Origin of the sequence: Staphylococcus simiae, assembly GCF_017357005.1 — a bacterium.
Lineage (GTDB): Bacteria > Bacillota > Bacilli > Staphylococcales > Staphylococcaceae > Staphylococcus > Staphylococcus simiae_A.
The window spans coordinates 862,224-885,656 of sequence record NZ_CP071589.1; the positions used below are offsets into that span (position 1 = coordinate 862,224).

At 31.0% G+C, this 23,433-nt stretch carries 16 protein-coding genes; 13 read left to right on the plus strand and 3 right to left on the minus strand.

Annotated elements, in window-relative coordinates; genetic code table 11:
- Positions 1-188: 188 nt before the first annotated feature.
- From J3R86_RS03940 to J3R86_RS03980, 9 genes are all read left to right on the plus strand, one after another.
- The gene (locus J3R86_RS03940) at positions 189-1,520 is read left to right on the plus strand and encodes a glucose-6-phosphate isomerase (RefSeq protein WP_207518138.1); all 1,332 of its coding nucleotides are present in this window, start codon (positions 189-191) and stop codon (positions 1,518-1,520) included.
- A 294-nt stretch (positions 1,521-1,814) separates the two neighbouring features.
- Positions 1,815-2,396, plus strand: coding sequence for a TVP38/TMEM64 family protein (locus J3R86_RS03945; protein ID WP_207518139.1), 582 nt, complete (start codon positions 1,815-1,817; stop codon positions 2,394-2,396).
- A gap of 158 nt (positions 2,397-2,554) precedes the next feature.
- The gene (locus J3R86_RS03950; protein WP_207518140.1) at positions 2,555-3,130 is read left to right on the plus strand and encodes a TVP38/TMEM64 family protein; all 576 of its coding nucleotides are present in this window, start codon (positions 2,555-2,557) and stop codon (positions 3,128-3,130) included.
- Positions 3,131-3,134: 4 nt separating this feature from the next.
- The gene (lepB, locus tag J3R86_RS03955; RefSeq protein WP_207518141.1) at positions 3,135-3,653 is read left to right on the plus strand and encodes a signal peptidase I; all 519 of its coding nucleotides are present in this window, start codon (positions 3,135-3,137) and stop codon (positions 3,651-3,653) included.
- Between the two features lie 22 nt (positions 3,654-3,675).
- Entirely contained in the window at positions 3,676-4,251 is a 576-nt protein-coding gene (lepB, locus tag J3R86_RS03960; protein WP_207518142.1) for a signal peptidase I, read from the plus strand.
- 718 nt (positions 4,252-4,969) lie between these two features.
- The gene (addB, locus tag J3R86_RS03965; RefSeq protein WP_207518143.1) at positions 4,970-8,437 is read left to right on the plus strand and encodes a helicase-exonuclease AddAB subunit AddB; all 3,468 of its coding nucleotides are present in this window, start codon (positions 4,970-4,972) and stop codon (positions 8,435-8,437) included.
- The gene (gene addA / locus J3R86_RS03970) at positions 8,438-12,088 is read left to right on the plus strand and encodes a helicase-exonuclease AddAB subunit AddA (RefSeq protein WP_207518144.1); all 3,651 of its coding nucleotides are present in this window, start codon (positions 8,438-8,440) and stop codon (positions 12,086-12,088) included. It abuts the gene before it with no gap.
- Between the two features lie 126 nt (positions 12,089-12,214).
- The gene (locus tag J3R86_RS03975) at positions 12,215-13,117 is read left to right on the plus strand and encodes a fumarylacetoacetate hydrolase family protein (protein WP_207518145.1); all 903 of its coding nucleotides are present in this window, start codon (positions 12,215-12,217) and stop codon (positions 13,115-13,117) included.
- 201 nt (positions 13,118-13,318) lie between these two features.
- A complete protein-coding gene (locus J3R86_RS03980) occupies positions 13,319-13,720 on the plus strand; it encodes a YisL family protein (protein ID WP_207518146.1) in 402 nt (133 codons plus the stop codon).
- Between the two features lie 120 nt (positions 13,721-13,840).
- Here the strand turns inward: J3R86_RS03980 and J3R86_RS03985 are convergent, their stop codons facing one another.
- The gene (locus tag J3R86_RS03985) at positions 13,841-15,163 is read right to left on the minus strand and encodes a CoA-disulfide reductase (protein WP_207518147.1); all 1,323 of its coding nucleotides are present in this window, start codon (positions 15,161-15,163) and stop codon (positions 13,841-13,843) included.
- A 40-nt stretch (positions 15,164-15,203) separates the two neighbouring features.
- Positions 15,204-16,028: a Cof-type HAD-IIB family hydrolase gene (locus tag J3R86_RS03990; protein ID WP_207518148.1), complete on the minus strand. Its 825-nt coding sequence runs from the start codon at positions 16,026-16,028 to the stop codon at positions 15,204-15,206.
- Between the two features lie 111 nt (positions 16,029-16,139).
- Between J3R86_RS03990 and J3R86_RS03995 the strand changes: the two genes are divergently transcribed.
- The 3 genes from J3R86_RS03995 to clpB all read left to right on the plus strand — a co-directional run bounded on the left by J3R86_RS03995 (position 16,140) and on the right by clpB (position 21,715).
- Complete coding sequence (locus J3R86_RS03995) at positions 16,140-16,448, plus strand: metal-sulfur cluster assembly factor (protein ID WP_002465312.1); 309 nt, start codon at positions 16,140-16,142, stop codon at positions 16,446-16,448.
- Between the two features lie 621 nt (positions 16,449-17,069).
- Positions 17,070-18,896 (plus strand): acyltransferase family protein, encoded by a 1,827-nt coding sequence (locus tag J3R86_RS04000; RefSeq protein WP_207518149.1) that lies wholly within the window; start codon positions 17,070-17,072, stop codon positions 18,894-18,896.
- 206 nt (positions 18,897-19,102) lie between these two features.
- Entirely contained in the window at positions 19,103-21,715 is a 2,613-nt protein-coding gene (gene clpB / locus J3R86_RS04005; RefSeq protein ID WP_207518150.1) for an ATP-dependent chaperone ClpB, read from the plus strand.
- 367 nt (positions 21,716-22,082) lie between these two features.
- Here clpB and J3R86_RS04010 read toward each other — a convergent pair whose 3' ends face one another.
- Positions 22,083-22,268 carry a YjzD family protein gene (locus tag J3R86_RS04010; protein ID WP_207518151.1) on the minus strand — a complete coding sequence of 62 codons (186 nt, stop codon included), beginning with the start codon at positions 22,266-22,268 and terminating at the stop codon, positions 22,083-22,085.
- A gap of 219 nt (positions 22,269-22,487) precedes the next feature.
- Between J3R86_RS04010 and J3R86_RS04015 the strand changes: the two genes are divergently transcribed.
- Positions 22,488-23,429 (plus strand): beta-ketoacyl-ACP synthase III, encoded by a 942-nt coding sequence (locus J3R86_RS04015; RefSeq protein ID WP_207518152.1) that lies wholly within the window; start codon positions 22,488-22,490, stop codon positions 23,427-23,429.
- Positions 23,430-23,433 lie beyond the last annotated feature (4 nt).

Consider the following 23,433-nt stretch of genomic DNA (forward strand, 5'->3'; position numbering starts at 1 on the left):
TAAAATGAGAAAATTATGTAATTTGTATAAAGAAAATTATTATTAATGGTTTTTGAGGTGTTTTAAAGTGAAAAAATCAATTTTTGTCACATAAATATCAATTTTGTTGCTAATCTACAATCATGTGAATTGAATAGATAACACAAACTTAGTAGAATTAAAGTAATAAATTAACAGGAGGCTTTTTAATGACTCATATTCAATTGGACTTTAGTAAGACATTAGAATTTTTCGGTGAACATGAATTACAGCAACAACAAGATATTGTTAAGACAATTCATAACACAATTCATAAAGGTACTGGCGCAGGTAGTGACTTTTTAGGATGGGTTGATTTACCAGTTGATTACGATAAAAAAGAATTTTCTCGAATTGTTGAAGCTTCAAAACGAATTAAAGAAAATTCAGATGTCTTAGTTGTTATTGGTATCGGTGGATCTTATCTTGGAGCTCGTGCTGCTATCGAAATGTTAACGTCATCATTTAGAAACAGTGATGAATATCCTGAAATTGTATTTGTAGGTAATCATTTATCTTCAACTTATACTAAAGAATTAATTGATTATTTAGCAGATAAAGATTTCTCAGTAAATGTTATTTCTAAATCTGGTACAACAACTGAACCTGCAGTTGCATTTAGACTATTCAAGCAATTAGTAGAAGATAAATATGGTAAAGAAGAAGCGAAGAAACGTATTTTTGCTACTACTGATAAAGCTAAAGGTGCATTAAAAGAACTAGCTACTAATGAAGGTTACGAAACATTTGTTGTTCCTGACGATGTTGGGGGTAGATACTCAGTATTAACAGCTGTAGGTTTATTACCAATTGCAACAGCAGGAATTAACATTGAAGCTATGATGTTAGGTGCTGCAAAAGCTCGCAAAGAATTGTCATCAGATAAATTAGAAGATAATATTGCATATCAATATGCAACCATTCGTAATATTCTTTATGCTAAAGGATATACTACTGAAATGTTAATTAACTATGAACCTTCAATGCAATACTTTAATGAATGGTGGAAACAATTATTTGGTGAATCAGAAGGTAAAGATTATAAAGGTGTTTATCCATCAAGTGCTAATTACACAACTGATTTACATTCTTTAGGACAATATGTACAAGAAGGTCGTCGTTTCTTATTTGAAACAGTTGTTAAAGTAAATCATCCGAAGTATGATATTACAATTGAACAAGATCAAGATGATTTAGATGGCTTAAATTACCTTGCTGGTAAAACCATTGATGAAGTGAATACTAAAGCTTTTGAAGGTACTTTATTAGCGCATACTGATGGTGGCGTTCCAAATATGGTTGTTAATATTCCGCAATTAGATGAAGAAACATTTGGCTATTTAGTATATTTCTTCGAACTAGCTTGTGCAATGAGCGGCTATCAATTGGGTGTGAATCCATTTAACCAACCAGGTGTAGAAGCATATAAACAAAACATGTTTGCATTATTAGGTAAACCTGGATTTGAAGATATGAAAAAAGAATTAGAAGAACGTCTATAATTTTTATTAATGCTATTTTAAGAAGAGTTTCGTTAATATAAAATTAAAATAATCGTCCGTGTCTTTAAGCAAATATGTTTAAAGATGCGGGCTTTTTATATGTTTATATATCAATACATTATGCTGTAATATTAAGTGATATATCATTAACAACTGTATTGCAATCATTATGTTATGGCAAATTGTGCTGAATATAAAAAATTGCAATTTACAAAACAAAATTTTTGTGTTTATTTTCACATATAAAAAATATATAATAAAGAGACATTTCGAAATGTGAAAGGGGGATTAAATATGACATTACAGCATTTAGAACAATGGTTTGAAGTTCTTAAACATTTAGGCTATTTTGGAGGCTTTCTTTTATTATTTTTTAGAGCTGTTATTCCAGTATTCCCCTTAGTGTTATATATTATTGTTGTCATGCATGAATATGGTGATTTCGTCGGTGTTATAATAAGTTGGCTAGCTTTAGTTGCAGGTTCATTTACAGTTTATTTAATTTGTAAAACGCTAGTTAATTCTAAAGTGATGATAGAAATTAAAAGAAAGAAAGCTACTAAAAAAATTATAAATATCATTGATAATCAAGGATTAGTACCATTATTTGTATTATTATGTATTCCTTTTTCACCTACATCATTAATTAATATCGTTGCAAGTTTTTCTAATATTAATAGTAAACATTATTTTATTGTGTTATCCACGTCTACATTAATATTTACTGTAATTTTAGGATATATGGGAACAGATGTGACAACAATTTTGACAGATCCAAAGAAAAGTTTGACAATGATTATTGGTATTGTTGTGTTATGGATTGTTGGTAAAAAAATAGAAAAGCATTATATGAAACCAACAAAGAAATTGAAATAATTAAAGTTGATTTAGATAATATGGCGATTTGGATAGCTAAATAAAGTTGAATCATTGATACAACTTGAGACGGATTTATTAAATATTGTATTTCCATAACAGAATTTTAACTTTATAATGAAATGTAGTTATCTTCAACCAAGAAAGGGATTGATGATTTGTCGTTTCATCAAATTGAAGAATGGTTTGAAGTATTACGACAATTTGGTTATATACCTGGTTTTGTCTTGTTGTATTTACGAGCCATCGTTCCAGTTTTTCCTTTAGCGTTGTATATCTTAATTAATATACATACGTATGGGACAATTGTCGGTATTTTGATAAGTTGGCTAGGGCTTATTTCAGGAACTTTTACCGTATATTTAATATGTAAAAAATTAGTTAATACAACTAGAATGCAACGTATAAAACAAAGAACATCTGTACAAAGATTGATAAGTTTTATAGATAGACAAGGTTTAATACCATTGTTTATACTACTTTGTTTTCCGTTTACCCCAAATACAGTGATAAATTTTGTTGCTAGTTTATCACACATCAAAGCAAAATATTATTTCATTGTATTAGTGATATCTAAATTAATTTCGACAATTATTTTAGGATTACTGGGTAAAGAGGTCGCTACTATATTAAGCCATCCATTACGAGGTATTTTAATGCTTGTTGGTTTGGTTATTTTTTGGTTTATTGGCAGGAAAATTGAACAACATTTTATGGGGTCCCGCAAGGAGTGACAAAGTGAAAAAGGTAGTTAAATATTTGATTTCCTTGATTGTTGCCATTATCATTGTACTGTTCATTCAATCCTTTATCATTGTTGGTGCTGTTATGCATAACGATAGTATGAGCACTACATTGAATAAAGGTGATAGAGTCATAGTTAACAAAATTAAAGTAACATTTAATAAATTGTCAAATGGCGATGTTGTCCAATATAGACATGGTGGAAAAGTTTATACGAGTAGAATTATTGCTAAACCTGGCGAATCGATGGCTATTCGACATGGTCAAATATATCGAGATGATAGACCAGTGAGTGCACAATATGCAATAAATAGAAATATTAAAGATTTTAGTTTAAGAGATTTAAAAGGACTTGATGGCGATATTATTCCACCTAATCAATATATAGTCATCAATGACCAGGATCAAAATACTCAGGATTCAAGACAATTTGGATTAATTAATAAACAAGATATAATAGGTAATATAAGTTTACGCTATTATCCATTTGATAAATGGTCGATAGAGTTCTAACTATAAAAAGAGGTGTCAAACGTTGAAAAAAGAAGTAATTGAATGGATTGTAGCAATTGGTGTCGCATTATTAATTGTAGGTATAATTGGGAAGTTTATAGTTACACCTTATACGATTAAAGGTGAATCGATGGATCCAACTTTAAAAGACGGTGAACGTGTTGCTGTTAATATTATTGGATTTAAGACTGGCGGTTTGGAAAAAGGTAATGTCATTGTCTTCCATGCCAACCAAAATGATGATTATGTTAAACGTGTCATTGGTGTGCCAGGAGATAGCGTTGAATATAAAAATGATAAACTTTATATCAATGGTAAGAAACAAGATGAGCCATACTTAGGCTATAATACTAGACATAAACAAGGCGATTATATTACTGGAACATTCCAAGTTAAAAATTTAGCAAATGCTAATCCTGAGTCTAATGTCATACCTAAAGGTAAATATTTAGTGCTTGGTGATAATAGAGAAGTAAGTAAAGATAGTCGTTCATTTGGCTTAATTGATAAAGACCAAATCGTAGGTAAAGTTTCCTTTAGATTCTGGCCGTTTAGTGAATTTAAATCAAACTTTAATCCAGACAACACTAAAAACTAATCAGCAAGTAGTTAAATAGATAAAGAATAAAATGCGTGTTCTATTTATAGAGACCTAGAATTTTGATACACAAAGGAATTTATATTCAATATAATTAGCATTATCTGTTTGAATTTTAAAATGGGAGTGGGACAGAAATAAATTTTATTTCGTATATGCCCGTCTTGCACATTTAGAGCTAGTTATTTACTAGCTCTTATGCAGTTGCACTAATAGTGCCAACTGTAATCCTTTAAATTTTTCTATGACGGGTCCCTCCCACCCCGGCAAGACTGACTAGGTTTGCAAAACGTTGATACATCAACATTTTACAAACCAGACAGTTACTGCCAAATACTTGAATTTAACTGTGAAATGTTTTTGTTCCAGGCTCTTAGATAGTCTTACCTGGATGAGTCCCATCATTAAAGAATCTTGTGTGTATGTTATATTAGCATGCAAGGTGGATATCTATGAAATAATTTCGAAAAATTATTTCTATCCTGATTACAAAAAAGACATTTTAATATCTTGAACTCACATTCATTATTAAGTTGAATGTGAGTTTTTTAATTATTTTTAGTAGGAAATTTAAGTCAATAGTATTATTTACTAGTGAAATCATGATTAACAGTATGCCAAAGGACAATATATGACGCTTTGACATCATTCAAATAAAATTTGGTTTCTGTAGTAATCACTGTGTTAAAATATGAATCAAAGAAAGTGAGGGGTAAAGATGGCGATGAAAGCATATCTTGGTCGAGCCGGTACGGGCAAATCGACACAAATGTTAACTGAAATTAAAGAAAAAATGCAACAACAACCACTAGGTGATCCAATCATATTAATTGCACCTACACAAAGTACATTTCAATTAGAACAAGCCTTTGTTAATGATAAACAATTAAACGGAAGTTTAAGAACAGAAGTATTACACTTTGAACGTTTAAGCCATCGAATTTTTCAAGAAGTAGGAAGCTATACTGAACAAAAATTGTCTAAAGCAGCTACTGAAATGATGATTTACAATATTGTTCAGGAACAACAGCAACAGTTGAAATTATATCGCTCACAAGCTGGTTATTATGGATTTAGTGAAAAGTTAGCTGAACAAATTCAAGATTTTAAAAAATATGCTGTCACTCCCGATCATTTACAACAATTTTTAGATCATCATTCAGTGCAAACACGTACGAAACATAAAATTCAAGATATTGAATTAATTTATCGCAAATTTGAAGAGCAATTAGCTAACAACTATATTACTGGTGAAGATGCCTTACAATTATTTATTGCTAAAATAGCTGATTCACAGTGGATCACAAAAGCAGACATATATATAGATGGGTTTCATAACTTTTCAACGATTGAATATCAAATCATCAAAGAATTAGTAAAGCATGCACGTAATGTCACTGTTTTACTTACAACAGATGGAAATGAAGATCAATTTAGTTTATTTAGAAAACCGTCTGAAGTATTACGCCATTTAGAAGAAATTGCTAATGATTTACATATAACATTAGAAAAAAGATACTTTAATGAGGTGTATCGCTTTAACAATAATGATTTAAGACATCTTGAACAACAATTTGATGCCTTACAAATCAATCCTGCTAAACTACAGGGTCATATCCAAATTTTAGAATCATCTACTATGAGAGAAGAAATTAATGAAATTGCACGTCGCATTATCGCAGATGTAAGGGATAATCACATTAGATTTCAAGATATTGCAATTTTATATCGTGATAACAGTTATGCTTATTTATTTGAATCCATTTTACCGTTATATGATATTCCATTTAACATTGATACTAAACGATCAATGACACATCATCCTGTTATGGAAATGATTCGTTCATTGATTGAAGTGATAGAGTCTAAATGGCATATTAACCCAATGTTACGTTTATTTAAAACAGATGTATTAACGTCAAAAGTTAAAAATAGTAGCTATTTGATTGATTTACTCGAAAATTTTGTACTTGAACGAGGCATCTATGGTCAGCGTTGGCTTGATGAAGATCTATTTCATGTAGAGCAATTTAGAAAAATGGGACGCAAAGAACATCAATTAACTGATGAGGAGAGGCAACAATTTGAACAAGTCGTTAAATTAAAAAATGATGTTATCGATAAAATCATGTATTTTGAACAACAAATGTCTCAAGCAACAACAGTTCGTGATTTTGCAACTGCTTTTTATGAAAGTATGGAATATTTTGAACTACCCAATCAACTCATGACTGAACGAGATGAATTAGATGCGAGCGGTAAACATGAAGCAGCTGAAGAAATCGATCAAATTTGGAATGGACTTTTGGGAATATTAGATGATTTAGTTACTGTATTTGATACAGAGGAAATGACGTTACAAAGGTTTTTAGAGGTATTTGATATTGGTTTAGAACAATTGGAATTTGTAATGATTCCTCAAACGCTGGATCAAGTTAGTATTGGAACTATGGATTTAGCTAAAGTAGACAACAAACAGCATGTCTATTTAGTAGGTATGAATGATGGTATTATGCCACAACCTATATCTGCATCAAGTTTAATTACTGATGATGAAAAGAAAATGTTTGAACAACAAGCACAAGTTGAATTGAGTCCAACATCAGATATATTACAAATGGACGAAGCTTTTGTATGTTATATTGCGATGACTCGAGCAAGACAACAAGTGACATTTTCATATAGTTTAATGGGTAATAGCGGAGATGATAAGGAAATTAGTCCATTTTTAGAACAAATTAAATCATTATTTAGTGACTTTAAGATTATTAATATTCATCAATTGCATGAAGTTGCTCCGTTATCATTAATGCAACATACGAAACAAACGAAGATTACGTTATTTGAATCCTTAAGAGCGTGGCTCGACGAAGAAATAGTGGCAGATAGTTGGTTAGATGCTTATCAAGTTATACGTGATAACCACCATTTAAGCAGCGGTTTAAATTATTTAATGTCGGCACTAACCTTTGAAAATGAAACAGTACAATTAGGACAAAGACTATCTGAAGATTTATATGGTAAAACAATAAACGCCAGCGTATCACGCTTTGAAGGATATATGCAATGTCCATTTAAACATTATGCTTCACATGGTTTACGTCTTAATGAGCGTACAAAATATGAATTACAAAATTTTGATTTGGGGGATATTTTCCATTCAGTATTGAAGTATATTTCAGAACGTATTAATGGGGATTTTAAGCATTTGGATATGCGTAAGATTAGGCAATTAACAACTGAAGCACTTGAAGAAATTCTACCTAAAGTACAATTTAATTTATTAAACTCTTCAGCATATTATCGCTATTTGTCACGTAGAATAGGGGCAATTGTCGAAACAACACTTAGCGCGTTGAAGTATCAAGGAACTTATTCAAAATTTACGCCCCAATATTTCGAGACAAGCTTTAGACGTCAACCAAGATCGGATGAAGAATTAGTAGCACAAACTTTAACAACAACTCAAGGTATTCCTATCAATATAAGAGGCCAAATTGATCGTATTGATACGTATACTAAAAATGATAAAAGTTTTGTTAATATTATCGATTATAAATCATCTGCTGGAAGTGCAACATTAGACTTAACTAAAGTTTACTATGGTCTTCAAATGCAAATGATGACTTATATGGACATTGTGCTACAAAATCACAAACGTTTAGGTTTGACTGAAGAAGTGAAACCTGGGGGGTTACTATACTTCCATGTACACGAGCCTCGCATAAAATTTAAATCATGGGCAGACATTGATGAAGAAACACTTGAACAACAATTAATTAAAAACTTTAAGTTAAGTGGTTTAGTTAATAGTGATAGAGAAGTCATCGATGCTTTAGACACGAGATTAGAACCGAAATTCACTTCTGATATTGTTCCAGTAGGACTTACTAAAGATGGATCCATTACTAAAAAAGGTAGTCAAGTGGCTGATGAACAAACAATATATAAATTTATTCAGCATAACAAAGATAACTTTATAGACACAGCTTCTAATATTATGGATGGCCATACAGAAGTGGCACCTTTAAAATACAAACAAACATTACCATGTCAATTTTGTAGTTATCAATCAGTTTGTCATGTCGACGGTATGATTGATAGTAAACGCTACCGAACAGTTGATGAATCAATTAATCCAATAGAGGCTATACAAGATATTGAATTAGATGGAGGTGACAATTAAATGATTCCACAAAAACCGCAAGATGTAATATGGACAGATGCACAATGGCAAAGCATCTATGCCTCTGGTCAAGATATTTTAGTTGCAGCAGCAGCTGGATCAGGTAAGACAGCAGTTCTTGTAGAGCGTATTATTCAAAAGATATTGCGTGACGGTATTGATGTTGACCGCTTACTTGTCGTTACATTTACGAATTTAAGTGCAAGAGAAATGAAACATAGGGTAGATCAACGAATTAAAGAAGCATCGTTAGCAGATCCGCACAATGAACATTTAAAGAACCAACGTATTAAAATACATCAAGCACAAATATCAACTTTACATAGTTTTTGTTTAACATTAATTCAGCAACACTATGATGTCTTAGATATTGATCCGAATTTTAGAACAAGTAGTGAAGCAGAAAATATTTTATTGCTAGAACAAACTATAGATGAAGTTATTGAAAGTCATTATGATAGGTTAGATCCTGCATTTATTGATTTAACAGAACAGTTATCTTCAGATAGAAGTGATGAACAATTTAGAAATATTATTAAACAACTGTATTTCTTTAGTATTGCTAACCCAGATCCTGAAGCATGGTTAAATCAATTATCTCAACCTTATACTGATGATGATAAACAACAACAATTGTTGCAATTATTAATAGATTTATCACAAGTTTTCTTAACAGCTGCTAATGAATCTTTAAATAAAGCATATGATTTATTTAGTTTGGCAGAAGGTGTAGAGAAACATTTAGCGGTTATTGCAGATGAACGTCAATTAATAACTCATGTCTTAGAAGGTGGACTAGTCAACACTGACTTTTTAATTGGACATGAATTTGGACAACGTTTGCCTAATGTTACTGCAAAAATTAAAGAAGCAAATGATATGATGATAGAAGCTTTAGAGGATGCAAAGGAACATTATAAAAAATATAAGTCATTAATTGATAAAGTTAAAAATGACTATTTTTCACGAAGTACTGAAGATTTGCAAAATGATATGCATCTGTTAGCACCTAGAGTCGATTATTTAGCGACAATTGTAAAAGATGTGATGAATGAGTTTAATCTAAAAAAACGTAGCAAAAATATTTTGGATTTCTCAGATTATGAACATTTTGCTTTGCAAATTTTAACTAATAGTGACGGAACGCCTTCAGAAATTGCTGAATCATATCGCCAACAGTTTAATGAAATTTTAGTCGATGAATATCAAGATACCAACCGAGTACAAGAAAAAATATTATCATGTATTAAAACAGGTGAAGAAAATAATGGTAATTTGTTTATGGTTGGTGATGTTAAACAATCTATTTATAAATTTAGACAAGCTGACCCAAGTTTATTCATTGAAAAGTATAACCGCTTTACTTTAGACGGCGCTCATAGTGGTATGCGAATTGATTTATCACAAAATTTTAGATCACGTTCCGAAGTATTAACAACAACTAATTACTTATTTAAACATATGATGGATGAGCAAGTTGGAGAAGTTACTTATGATGAAGCGGCTCAACTTTATTATGGCGCACCATTTGATGATGTTTCAAACCCAGTTAATTTAAATGTGTTAGTTGAAGCAAGTGCAGAAGATAGTGAATTGACCGGAACTGAACAAGAAGCACAATATATTGTTGAACAAGTTAAAGATATTTTAAATCACTATAAAGTGTACGATATTAAAGCAGACAGTTATAGAAATGCAACGTACAAAGATATCGTTATTTTAGAACGCAGTTTCGGACAAGCTAGAAATTTACAACAAGCATTTAAAAATGAAGACATACCATTTCATGTAAATAGTAGAGAAGGTTATTTTGAGCAAACAGAAGTCCGTTTAGTATTGTCATTTTTAAGAACGATTGATAATCCGTTACAAGATATATATTTAGTTGGATTAATGCGTTCAGTCATTTATCAATTTACAGAAGATGAACTTGCTCAAATTAGAATTATTAGTACAAATGATGATTATTTCTATCAATCAATTATGAATTATATGACAAGTGAAGAAGCTAACACACAACTTGTAGATAAATTACAGCATTTTATTAAAGATATTCAATATTATCAACAATATAGTCAAGATCATCCCGTCTATCAACTCATTGATAAATTTTATAACGATCATTATGTTATTCAATATTTTAGTGGTTTATTCGGAGGAAGAGGTAGACGTGCTAATCTATATGGTCTATTTAATAAAGCAATAGAATTTGAAAATTCTAGTTTTAGAGGATTATATCAATTTATTCGTTTTATTGATGAATTAATAAGTAGAGGTAAAGATTTTGGTGAAGAGAACATAGTTGGTCCCAATGATAATGTTGTCAGAATGATGACAATTCATAGTAGTAAAGGACTAGAATTCCCATTCGTTATTTATTCTGGTTTGTCGAAGCAATTTAATAAACAAGATTTAAAAAGACCAGTTATTTTAAATCAACAATATGGTTTGGGAATGGATTATTTTGACGTAGAAAAAGATATGGCTTTCCCATCACTAGCTTCTGTAGCGTATAAAGCAATTACTGAAAAAGAAATGATTTCAGAAGAGATGCGACTCATATATGTAGCACTAACAAGAGCTAAAGAAAAACTCTTCCTTATTGGGCGTGTTAAAGATGACAAGGTTTTACAATCATTGGAACAACTTTCTGTATCTAAAGGCTTGATAGCAGTTAATGAACGCTTAACAGCAGCCAATCCATTTTCTTTAATTTATAGTATTTTAGCAAAACATCAATCAATGAATATTCCTGATGATTTAAAATTTGAAAAAGATATCGTCGACCTTGATGAAAGTATACAACCTAAAGTAAATATTAATATTGATTACTTTGAAGATGTTTCAACAGAAGTAACAGATAATGATGATGACTATAGAACTGTGAGTTATTTACAATCAATGACACAAGGTAATGAAGATGTTAAAGCGAAGATAGCATATCAACTTGATTTTCAATACCCATATGTTAAAGATACACTCAAACCATCAAAACAATCGGTCTCTGAATTAAAAAGACAATTAGAAACTGAAGAAAGTGGCACAAGCTATGAACGTGTCAGACAATATCGTATTGGTTATGCATCTTACGAACGTCCTAAATTTTTAAGTGAACAAGGCAAAAGAAAAGCGAATGAAATAGGTACATTGATGCATACAGTGATGCAACATTTGCCTTTTAGAGAACAACGATTAACTGATAAAGAACTAAATGATTATATTGATAGTTTAATTAGTAATAATATTATTGATGATAGTGCAAAACAAGATATTAGAATAACTGAAATACAAACGTTTATTAATAGTGATTTATATTTAAAAATTGCTCAAGCAGATCAAGTATTTCGAGAATTACCATTTGTAGTGAATCAAGCAATGGTCGATAATATGCCTGAAGAAGATGAAGATGTTTCAATCATTCAAGGGATGATTGATTTAATTTTCGTTAAAGACGGCCATTATTATTTTGTCGATTACAAAACAGATGCCTTTAACCGTCGTCGTGGTATGACAGATGAAGAATTAGGACAGCAGTTAAAAGAAAAGTATCGTATTCAAATGAATTATTATCGTAATACGTTACAAACTATTTTAAATACTACTGTTCATGGTTATTTATATTTCTTCAAATTCGGCACATTGGAATTATAATATTCTAAGTATGTACGAATGTAGATTTTTAGACTACTGTCAAAATTTTCTTACTTATTTATTTGTTATTTGATAACGAAAAAAGTTATAATGTGAATTAAGATATAGATGAGGAGTTGAGTATGAATGAAATTCTTATCATTCAAGTATAATGACAGAACTTCATATGGCGTTAAAGTTAAACGTGAAGATGCTGTTTGGGATTTAACATTAGTTTTTGCTGATTTTGCTGAAGGCAATTTCCATCCAAAAACATTGTTAGAAGGGTTACAACAAAATCAAACTTTAGATTTTCAAGAGCAAGTTCGTAAAGCAGTTGTTGCAGCAAAAGATAGTGGTAAAGCAGAAGACTACAAAATTTCTTTCAATGATATTGAATTTTTACCACCAGTGACACCACCAAATAATGTAATTGCTTTTGGTAGAAATTATAAAGACCATGCTAGTGAATTAAATCATGAAGTTGAACGTTTGTATGTCTTTACTAAAGCAGCATCATCATTAACAGGTGATAATGCAACAATTCCTAATCATAAAGATATTACAGATCAATTAGACTATGAAGGTGAGTTAGGAATCGTTATCGGTAAATCTGGTGAAAAGATTCCTAAAGCATTAGCTCTAGACTATGTTTATGGTTATACAATTATCAATGATATTACAGATAGAAAAGCACAATCTGAACAAGATCAAGCATTCTTATCTAAAAGTTTAACAGGTGGCTGCCCAATGGGACCATACATTGTAACTAAAGATGAACTACCTTTACCGGAAAATGTTAATATTGTTACAAAAGTAAATAATGATATTAGACAAGATGGTAATACTGGTGAAATGATCTTGAAAATTGATGAATTAATAGAAGAAATTTCTAAATATGTAGCATTACATCCTGGAGATATTATTGCTACTGGTACTCCAGCAGGCGTTGGTGCAGGATTACAACCTCCACAATTCCTACAACCAGGAGATGAAGTTAAAGTAACTATCGATAATATCGGTACATTAACTACTTATATTTCAAAATAATAGTAATTTAAAGGCACTCTGTTGAGATTAATTTCATGGAGTGCTTTTTCTTTTGAATAACTGTCATTTTATTAAATTACATAGTATGGTAAAATGTACATTCATGTATGTAAAATAAGTATATATTTTATAGTGAAATAGTTTTGTTATTGTTGCAATCTATTATCATAATGAAACAATATTAATAAGCGGGGGAATATTATGATACATTTACATATTTTAAGTTGGGTTTTAGCAATTATTTTATTTGTTGCTAGTTATCTCAATTATTCTAAAGCACAAGGTGCAACGCCTTATTTTAAACCATTACATATGGCTTTAAGATTGTTTATGCTACTAACATTAATTTCAGGTTTTTGGGCATTAATCGAGGAATTTATGGCTGCTAGTCATGGAGGCGGAGGTAACCACATGTTACTTACGTTAAAAATGTTATGTGGCATCGGAGTCATTGCATTAATGGAAATTACAATGGCGAAAAGAAAGAAACAACAGCCAAGTCATACTTTATTTTGGTCGACAATTGGCTTAATTATAGTGACGATGGCTATTGGCGTCATCTTGCCTTGGGGACCAATCTCTAAAATGTTCGGTTTAGGTTAAGAACAATTTAGCTAATGAAAAATAAGTAAAATAAAACACCACTTCTCATACAGCTGGGAAGTGGTGTTTAGTCGTTTAATATAACAATGATTAGTAAATTATGAAAACTACAGAATATCCTTAATTGGATTGTGATTTATAACCAATCATATTGATGAGATCTTTAGGATGACTATATGGAGGTGCATAAGCTACTTCAAATTCAGTTAAATCATCCACAGTTAAGTTATTCATCATTGCCATTGATAAGACATCAATACGTTTATCAGCACCTTCTTTTCCTACAGCTGCAGCACGAATAATTTGTCTTGATGCAGTATCAAAGTACACTCTTAAGTGTAAAGGGGAATTTCCTGGGTAATAATTCGCATGTGCACCTTGATTCACTTCAACCATTTGATAATCAAATTGCGATAATTCACTAGGTTTAATACCAACACTTGCAAAAGTATAATCAAAAAATTTCACAATATTACTACCAAGGAAACCTTTAAATTCAATTAATGAATCTCCAGCAATCTGTTCAGCAATAATACTTGCAGCTCTGTGAGCACCCCACGCTAAAGGCACATTTGTTGTTAAATCAACATGTTTATAATGTGATGTTATGACATCTCCTAAAGCATAAATATGCGGTATGTTAGTCTCAAACTTGTCATTCACAGGGATAAATCCTTTATTATCTAACGTAATATTGGAACTTTCAATAAACTTGGAGTTTGGATGCGTGCCAATACCTTCGATAACCATGTCATAGTTTTCTGTTTTACCAGATTTAAATGTAATTTCATTTCCATTAATATTAGTAATTTCTTCATTTAGGCGATAAGAAATTTGTCGACGTTCTAGTTCATCTATAATAGGCTGATTCATGTCGCTATCCATTAATTTATTAATTTGTTCAGATCGATGTATTAACGTTGGTTGTAATCCTCGCTCATAAAGGTTTTCTAAAACTTCAAGAGAAATATAGCCTGCACCTACAACTAACACACGTTGAACTTTATTATGTTTAATAAAGTGGTCAATTGCATCAGTGTCCTCAAGATTACGAAGTGTAAATGTTATATCGCTGTCGAAATTAAGTCTATTTGCACTGGCACCTGGACTTAAAATTAAATAATCAAAGTGTTCGTCGAATTGTTCATTTGTATGATGGTTTAAAACAGTAACTGTTTGTTTGTCATCATTAATCGAAATGACTTCATGATATGTTTTTACAGTGATTGCTTTTTTATCATAAAATTTTTCTGGATTATAAGGTAAAACTAAATCGCGATCATTAACTACATTGCCAATAACATAAGGTAATGCACAATTGGCAAAACTCATATCTCTATCTTTTTCAAAAATGATAATGTCACTATCTTTATCTAATCGTCTTATTTGACTAGCACAAGTAGCTCCTCCGGCAACTGCGCCAACTACAACTATTTTTGACATACTGAATGCCTCCTTTGGTTAAATGGTGAAGTGTCTAAGCTTAAGAATAATATCTCATATTTAAATTAAAGAAATCATTTAAATATCTCCCGATACCATCTTCATTATTGCTATAAGTGACATTATTCGCTACTTCTTTTAATTCTGTTAGGCCGTTATCCATGGCAACGCCATAACGAGCATATTCAATCATTTCTGTATCGTTATCTTCATCACCGAAAGCTATGATATTTTCAGTATCAACGTTTAAAAATTGTCTAGCTTGTTCAATGCCACGTGCTTTATTAATACCACGTTTGACTATTTCTATAACTGGGAAAGGTGCACCCCAACGTCGATGTTCTATATGATTAGCATAAATATGTGTAAGCATTTCTTTAATTTCAGGAATCTTGTCTTCTTCAGCTTCAATTAAAATTGAAGTCGGTGATTCATTAAGATGTGTAAGTAAATTACCTGTTTGAATACGAGGGTTCCCCATTGAAAAACCTTCAAATAATCTAGGATCATGATTATTAATAAAGACATAATCTTTAACCTCAGCGATAATATTTGAAACTTGGTATTGTTGTAACCCTTGTATAATATTACGTGCAACATTTAAATCTAATATTTCATGAACAGTGTTAAACGCTTTATCTTTTGGATGATGAACATAAGCACCATTGAAATTAACAATTGGTGTTGTTAAATTAAGTTCGTGATAATATATTTGACTGGCACGATAAGGACGACCAGTGGCAATCATTATATAATGACCACGTTGCTGTAGTTCATTAAGTACTTGTTTTGTATAATTTGAGATTTCTTTATTATCATTTAATAGTGTTCCGTCTAAGTCTAGACAAATCAAATGTGGTTGCATATATTTCTCCTTATAGTACTGATTTCATATAAATACATGATAGCATTTTATTGGCGTTTTGTCGGATATTTGATATATTAGGACTAAGATATAAATGAAGAGGTGATAAGTATGGAAGAGGCATTAAAAGATAGCATTTTAGGTGCACTTGAAATGGTAATTGACCCTGAATTAGGTATTGATATTGTTAATTTAGGATTAGTATACAAAGTTAATGTAGATGATGATGGCTTATGTACAGTCGAAATGACATTGACTTCAATGGGCTGCCCATTAGGACCGCAAATTGTTGAGCAAATTAAAAGTGTCTTAGCTGAAATTCCAGAGATACAAGATACAGAAGTCAATATCGTTTGGAATCCACCTTGGACTAAAGATATGATGTCTAGATACGCAAAAATTGCTCTAGGTGTTAGCTAATTATCTAGCTATCAATTTATTATTGAACGCTATTGAGAGATATTATTTTAATAAATATAAATAGCAGTGATGAATTAAAAACGGTGATGTTTTTAATTCATCTTTTTTTATACAAATAGATTTGAGACTGTTTAAACATACTTGAATTATATAAAAAAATAATATGATATGAATTGAAAATATATTACAGATATATTACAATACATAATACTTGTTATCATAGATAAGCTTATTTTTTTAGTATCAACAATAGAACTTATAACTATGAAAGCAACTAACATAGAAAGGCATAAGACTGATAAATTTTTTACAAGAAATATGTCGTAGCAGCCTATCTTGTATTTTAATGTAAAATAAATACGTAGATTTTTGATGACGGGTCCCACCATAATGACAAGATTAATTAGGATGATAAAACGTTGATTTATTAATATTTTACAATCTAAATAGTTATTGCCATTTATTTTAATACTAAGTAAAGAATGTTTGTTGTTTTAGTACCTTGTTAAATTAATCTAAAATAATGATGCATTTTATTATTGTTGGATACTTTTATAAGCCAAATAAGCAGCGACGACGAAGACATCTTAGAAGTTTAGCTTTTAAAAGGGAAGAATGTAAATGAATAAAAAATTAACAAAGGACGATATTAAACATTATCCATCACGATACATGCCAGGTCTTGATGGGTTAAGAGCAATTGCAGTCATTGCAATTATTATTTACCACCTTAACAAACAATGGTTAACTGGTGGCTTTCTAGGCGTAGACACATTTTTTGTCATATCGGGCTATTTAATTACAAGCTTATTACTGAAAGAATATGAAGAAACTGGCATTATACGTTTAAAACGCTTTTGGATTAGACGTATTAAACGTTTGTTACCAGCTTTAATGGTCGTATTAATGACGGTTGGAACTTTAACATTATGGTTAAGACCTAATGAAATTATTAGAGTTAAACATGATATTTATGCAGCGCTACTATACGTTTCTAACTGGTGGTATATTGCTAGAGATGTAGACTATTTTGAACAATTTTCATTTGTACCACTAAAGCATTTATGGTCTCTTGCAATTGAAGAACAATTTTATTTGTTCTTTCCATTTATATTAATCATGTTGTTATTACTTATTAAAAAAAAGTACATCGTTGGTATCATTTGCTTTGTAATTTCTTTATTATCACTTGGTTTGATGTTGTATTATAACGAGATTCACATTAGTCAGTCTCGTATATACTTTGGAACTGATACAAGATTACAAACATTATTATTAGGTGTGGTGTTAGCTTTTTTATGGCCACCATTTAAATTGAAACAGCATCCACCGACGATCATTAAGTATACTATTGATATATTTGGATTTATCGGTTTTTCATTCTTAGTGTTTCTGTTTTTTGTCATACATGATGATAGTCATCGCTTATATGATGGCGGTTTTTATATTGTGTCTGCTATGACACTGTTAGTCATTGCAAGCTCCGTACACCCTTCAACACTATTGGCCAAAATTTTGTCTAATCCAGTACTCGTATATATTGGACATCGTTCGTATAGTCTATACTTATGGCATTATCCAGTAATAAGTTTTGTCCATAGTTATTTTATAGATGGTCAAATGCCCAAATATGTCTATATTATTGATGTTATTGCAACGTTCATTTTAGCTGAAATATCATATCGATGTATAGAAACACCTTTTAGAACAAATGGCTTAAAAGCTGTTAGTTGGAGAAGCACTAACGTCATACCTTTTATTAGAGGTTTAGTGATAATCTTATTAGTCATTCCTTTTATATTCTTAATTTGTGGTTCCTTTGATAAATATGGTAAAGATGATATCAATACTAAAGCACATAGTTTTAATACAGATTTAGAAGATAAATATTTAGTAGAGTTATTACCTTTAAATAAAATTAGGATTGATGGTATAGAAGACAATACAACTGAAAAGACATCAAATGATCAATATAAAAATTTAGCACCATTATTAATTGGTGATTCAGTAATGGTAGATATCGGTGAATCATTCAAATCAACTGTACCTAAGGCTAAAATTGATGGTAAAGTAGGTAGACAGTTATATCAAACACTACCTTTAGTGAAAAGTAATTATGGTAACTATAAAAAAGCAAATCAACAAGTGATATTAGAATTAGGGACTAACGGTGATTTTACTGTACAACAATTAGACCAACTACTAAATCAATTTGGTAAAGCGCAAGTTTATCTAGTAAATACTAGAGTTCCTCGCTTTTATGAGGCACATGTTAATAAATTATTAGCTAATGCTGCTAAGAAACGTAAAAACGTTACGCTTATTGATTGGTACAAAAAATCAAGGGGACATAGTGAGTATTTTGCACCAGATGGTATTCATTTAGAACAAAAAGGTGTCAAAGCATTAAAAGATGAAATAATAACAGCGATTAAAAATAAAAATTAAAAAATTAAAAGAGGTTGAGACGTTTGTACAGTTTCAATCTCTTTTATCATTTAATAGTAAAAATAGAGCTAAAAAAATTTGAAAAATTGAGCTTTAATTGTTGATTAATTAAAAAAGAGGGTCTATAATATAATTAAGGTCAAAGAAAGTCAAAGTCAAATTAACGGAATTTGACCAACTCTAATTTAGTAGAGGTGAAGAATTTAATGGATATTAATCAAATGACTTATGCTGTTCAAGGTGCGTTACAACAAGCAGTTGAACAGAGTCAACAACATAAATTACAAAATATAGAAATCGAAGCAATATTAATTGCTGCATTAAATGAAAGTGACAGTTTATATAAAAGTGTCTTAGAAAGAGCGAATATTGATATAGATGCTTTAAATGAAGCATACAATAAAAAACTATCTTCATATGCATCAGTTGAAGGGGATAATATTCAGTATGGCCAATATATCAGTCAGCAAGCTAATCAATTATTAACTAAGGCTGAGACATACATGAATGACTATCAAGATGAATTTATATCAATGGAGCATTTATTATTAGCCGCAATTGATATTGATCAAACTACAAAGCAATTTGTAAATAACAAATCTCAAGTAATTCAAGAAATCATTAATAAAATTAGAGGGGGAAATCATGTGACATCACAAAATCCTGAAGCAAATTATGAAGCATTAGAAAAATATGGACGTGACTTAGTTGAAGAAGTACGTCAAGGTAAAATGGATCCAGTCATTGGTAGAGATGAAGAAATACGTAATACAATTAGAATTTTAAGTCGTAAAACAAAAAACAATCCAGTTTTAATTGGGGAACCTGGTGTAGGTAAAACTGCTATCGTGGAAGGTTTGGCACAACGTATTGTCAAAAAAGACGTACCAGAATCCTTATTAGATAAAACGATCTTCGAGTTGGATTTAAGTGCATTAGTTGCAGGTGCTAAATTCAGAGGTGAATTCGAAGAACGTTTGAAAGCTGTACTTAAAGAAGTAAAAGATTCTGACGGTAGAATTATTTTATTTATAGATGAAATTCATATGCTTGTTGGGGCTGGTAAAACTGATGGTGCTATGGACGCAGGTAACATGCTTAAACCAATGTTAGCACGTGGTGAACTGCATTGTATCGGTGCAACAACATTAAATGAATACCGTGAATATATCGAAAAAGATTCAGCATTAGAACGTCGTTTCCAAAAAGTTGCAGTTAGTGAACCTGATGTTGAAGATACAATTTCTATCTTACGTGGTTTGAAAGAACGTTATGAAGTATATCATGGTGTACGTATTCAAGATAGAGCATTAGTAGCAGCTGCAGAACTTTCAGATAGATATATTACTGATCGTTTCTTACCAGATAAAGCGATTGATTTAGTTGACCAAGCATGTGCAACAATTCGTACAGAAATGGGTTCAAATCCTACTGAACTTGATCAAGTGAACCGCCGAGTAATGCAATTGGAAATTGAAGAAAGTGCATTAAAAAATGAAGCAGATAATGCAAGTAAACAACGTTTAGAAGAATTACAACAAGAATTAGCTAATGAAAAAGAAAAACAATCTTCATTACAATCAAGAGTTGAACATGAGAAAGAAAAAATAGGTAAATTACAACAAAAACGTGCTCAATTAGACGAAAGTAGACAAGCGTTAGAAGATGCCCAAACTAATAATAATTTAGAAAAAGCAGCTGAGCTACAATATGGTACAATTCCTCAATTAGAAAAAGAATTAAGAGAATTAGAAGATCAGTTCCAAGATGAACAAGGTGAAGATTCTGAACGTATGATAAGAGAAATTGTCACTGATGAAGAAATTGGTGATATCGTTAGTCAATGGACAGGTATTCCTGTATCTAAATTAGTTGAAACTGAAAGAGATAAATTATTACACTTAAGTGACATCTTGCATAAACGCGTTGTTGGTCAAGATAAAGCAGTTGATCTAGTTTCAGACGCTGTAGTAAGAGCTAGAGCTGGAATTAAAGATCCAAATAGACCAATAGGAAGTTTCTTATTCCTTGGTCCAACTGGTGTCGGTAAAACTGAATTAGCTAAATCATTAGCATCCTCATTATTTGATTCTGAAAAACATATGATACGAATTGATATGAGTGAATATATGGAAAAACATGCAGTGTCTCGTTTAATTGGTGCGCCTCCAGGCTACGTAGGTCATGATGAAGGTGGACAATTAACAGAAGCTGTTCGTCGTAATCCGTATTCTGTCATATTATTAGATGAAGTTGAAAAAGCGCATAGTGATGTTTTCAACGTCTTGTTACAAATATTAGATGAAGGTCGTTTGACAGATTCTAAAGGACGTAGTGTTGACTTTAAAAATACAATTATCATTATGACTAGTAATATTGGTTCACAAATTTTATTAGAAAATGTCAAAGAAACTGGCGAAATTACCGAATCAACTGAAAAAGCGGTGATGAATAGTCTAAACGCTTATTTCAAACCAGAAATATTAAACCGTATGGATGATATTGTATTGTTCCGTCCATTATCAATTAATGATATGAGTATGATTGTTGATAAAATATTAACTCAATTAAATATTAGATTATTAGAACAACGTATTTCTATTGAAGTATCTGATCAAGCAAAAGAATGGTTAGGTAAAGAAGCATACGAACCACAATTTGGCGCAAGACCTTTAAAACGCTTTGTACAACGACAAATTGAAACACCGTTAGCACGTATGATGATTAAAGAAGGATTCCCTGAAGGAACTACAATAAAAGTTGATATCGATAATAATAATGAATTAACTTTTGACGTAGAAAAATCACAACTTGCATAAATATAAAAGCACGCATTGCTATCAATGATAGTAGTGTGTGCTTTTTCTTTAGTAAAATTCGCATCACATTATGACAACAGATATTTTGAGCCTGAGACAAAAAATATTTTACACTTAAAATTATGCATTTGACAGTAATTGTCTGATTTTCAAAATGCTGATAAATCAACACTTTGAAAACATAGTCAGAATTTCCGGGATGGGATTAAGAAATAAATATTATAGTAAGTTTATTACTGTTCCACTCAAATAAAAATATTATTAATGACATCAATAAGTTAAACAGAAAAGCCACTGAATATGGTGATTCAGTGGCCTGTTATCTGTATGTAGTTATTACTATGGAACATAATAATAAAACAAGAAATTAATAGTCTGTGTCTTTAGACGGTTTAATAACAGCTGCAAAGATAGCTGTTGTAATAGTAAAGATTACAGCCATAATAAGAGGAGTTACAACATTTAAACTTTCTCCACCATTAAGACTATTCAATACGAAGTTAACCATTTGGAACAGTAAAATTGCCCAAAATAATGTTACGAGGTGTTTCATTTCACTCTACCTCCACTTTAAATATCTATACTTTTATTTTAAGTGAAATAACTCATTTTGTATAGTAAGTTATCATAAATATTGTGATCATAAGACGAAAGACAGCTTTTAATCAATAGAAATTTAATTAATTAACATGATGTCTTACTTGTGTTCAAAAAGGCCTTTATGTTAAATTAATACCTGGTATTAAAAATTTTAGTAAGAAGGTGTACAACCATGAATGTGGGTATTAAAGGTTTCGGTGCGTACGCTCCGGAAAATATAATAGACAATGCCTATTTTGAACAATTTTTAGAAACATCAGATGAATGGATTTCTAAAATGACTGGAATTAAAGAAAGACATTGGGCAGACGAAGATCAAGATACTTCAGATTTAGCTTATAATGCTAGTGTTAAAGCAATTGAAGATGCAGGAATTAAACCTGAAGATATAGACATGATAATTGTAGCAACTGCAACAGGAGATATGCCATTCCCATCAGTTGCTAATATTTTACAAGAACGCCTTGGAACAGGCAAAGTAGCATCAATGGATCAACTTGCTGCATGTTCTGGATTCATGTATTCCATGATAACTGCTAAACAATATATTCAATCAGGTGATTATCATAATATTTTAGTAGTTGGTGCAGATAAACTTTCTAAAATTACTGACTTAACAGATCGTTCAACTGCAGTACTTTTTGGAGATGGTGCAGGAGCAGTAATCATTGGTGAAGTTTCTGAAGGACGAGGCATCATTAGCTATGAAATGGGTTCTGATGGAAGCGGTGGAAAATATTTATATCTCGATAAAGAAACAGGTAAATTAAAAATGAATGGTCGTGAAGTATTTAAATTTGCTGTTAGAATTATGGGTGATGCTTCAACACGTGTGGTTGAAAAAGCTAACTTAACTTCTGATGATATTGATTTATTTATACCACATCAAGCTAATATTCGTATTATGGAATCTGCAAGAGAACGTTTAGGTATCTCAAAAGATAAAATGAGTGTTTCTGTAGATAAATATGGTAATACTTCTGCAGCATCAATTCCTTTGAGTATTAATCAAGAGTTACAAAATGGTAAACTAAAAGATGATGATACCATTGTACTTGTTGGTTTCGGTGGCGGCCTAACTTGGAGCGCAATGACAATAAAATGGGGAAAATAGGAGG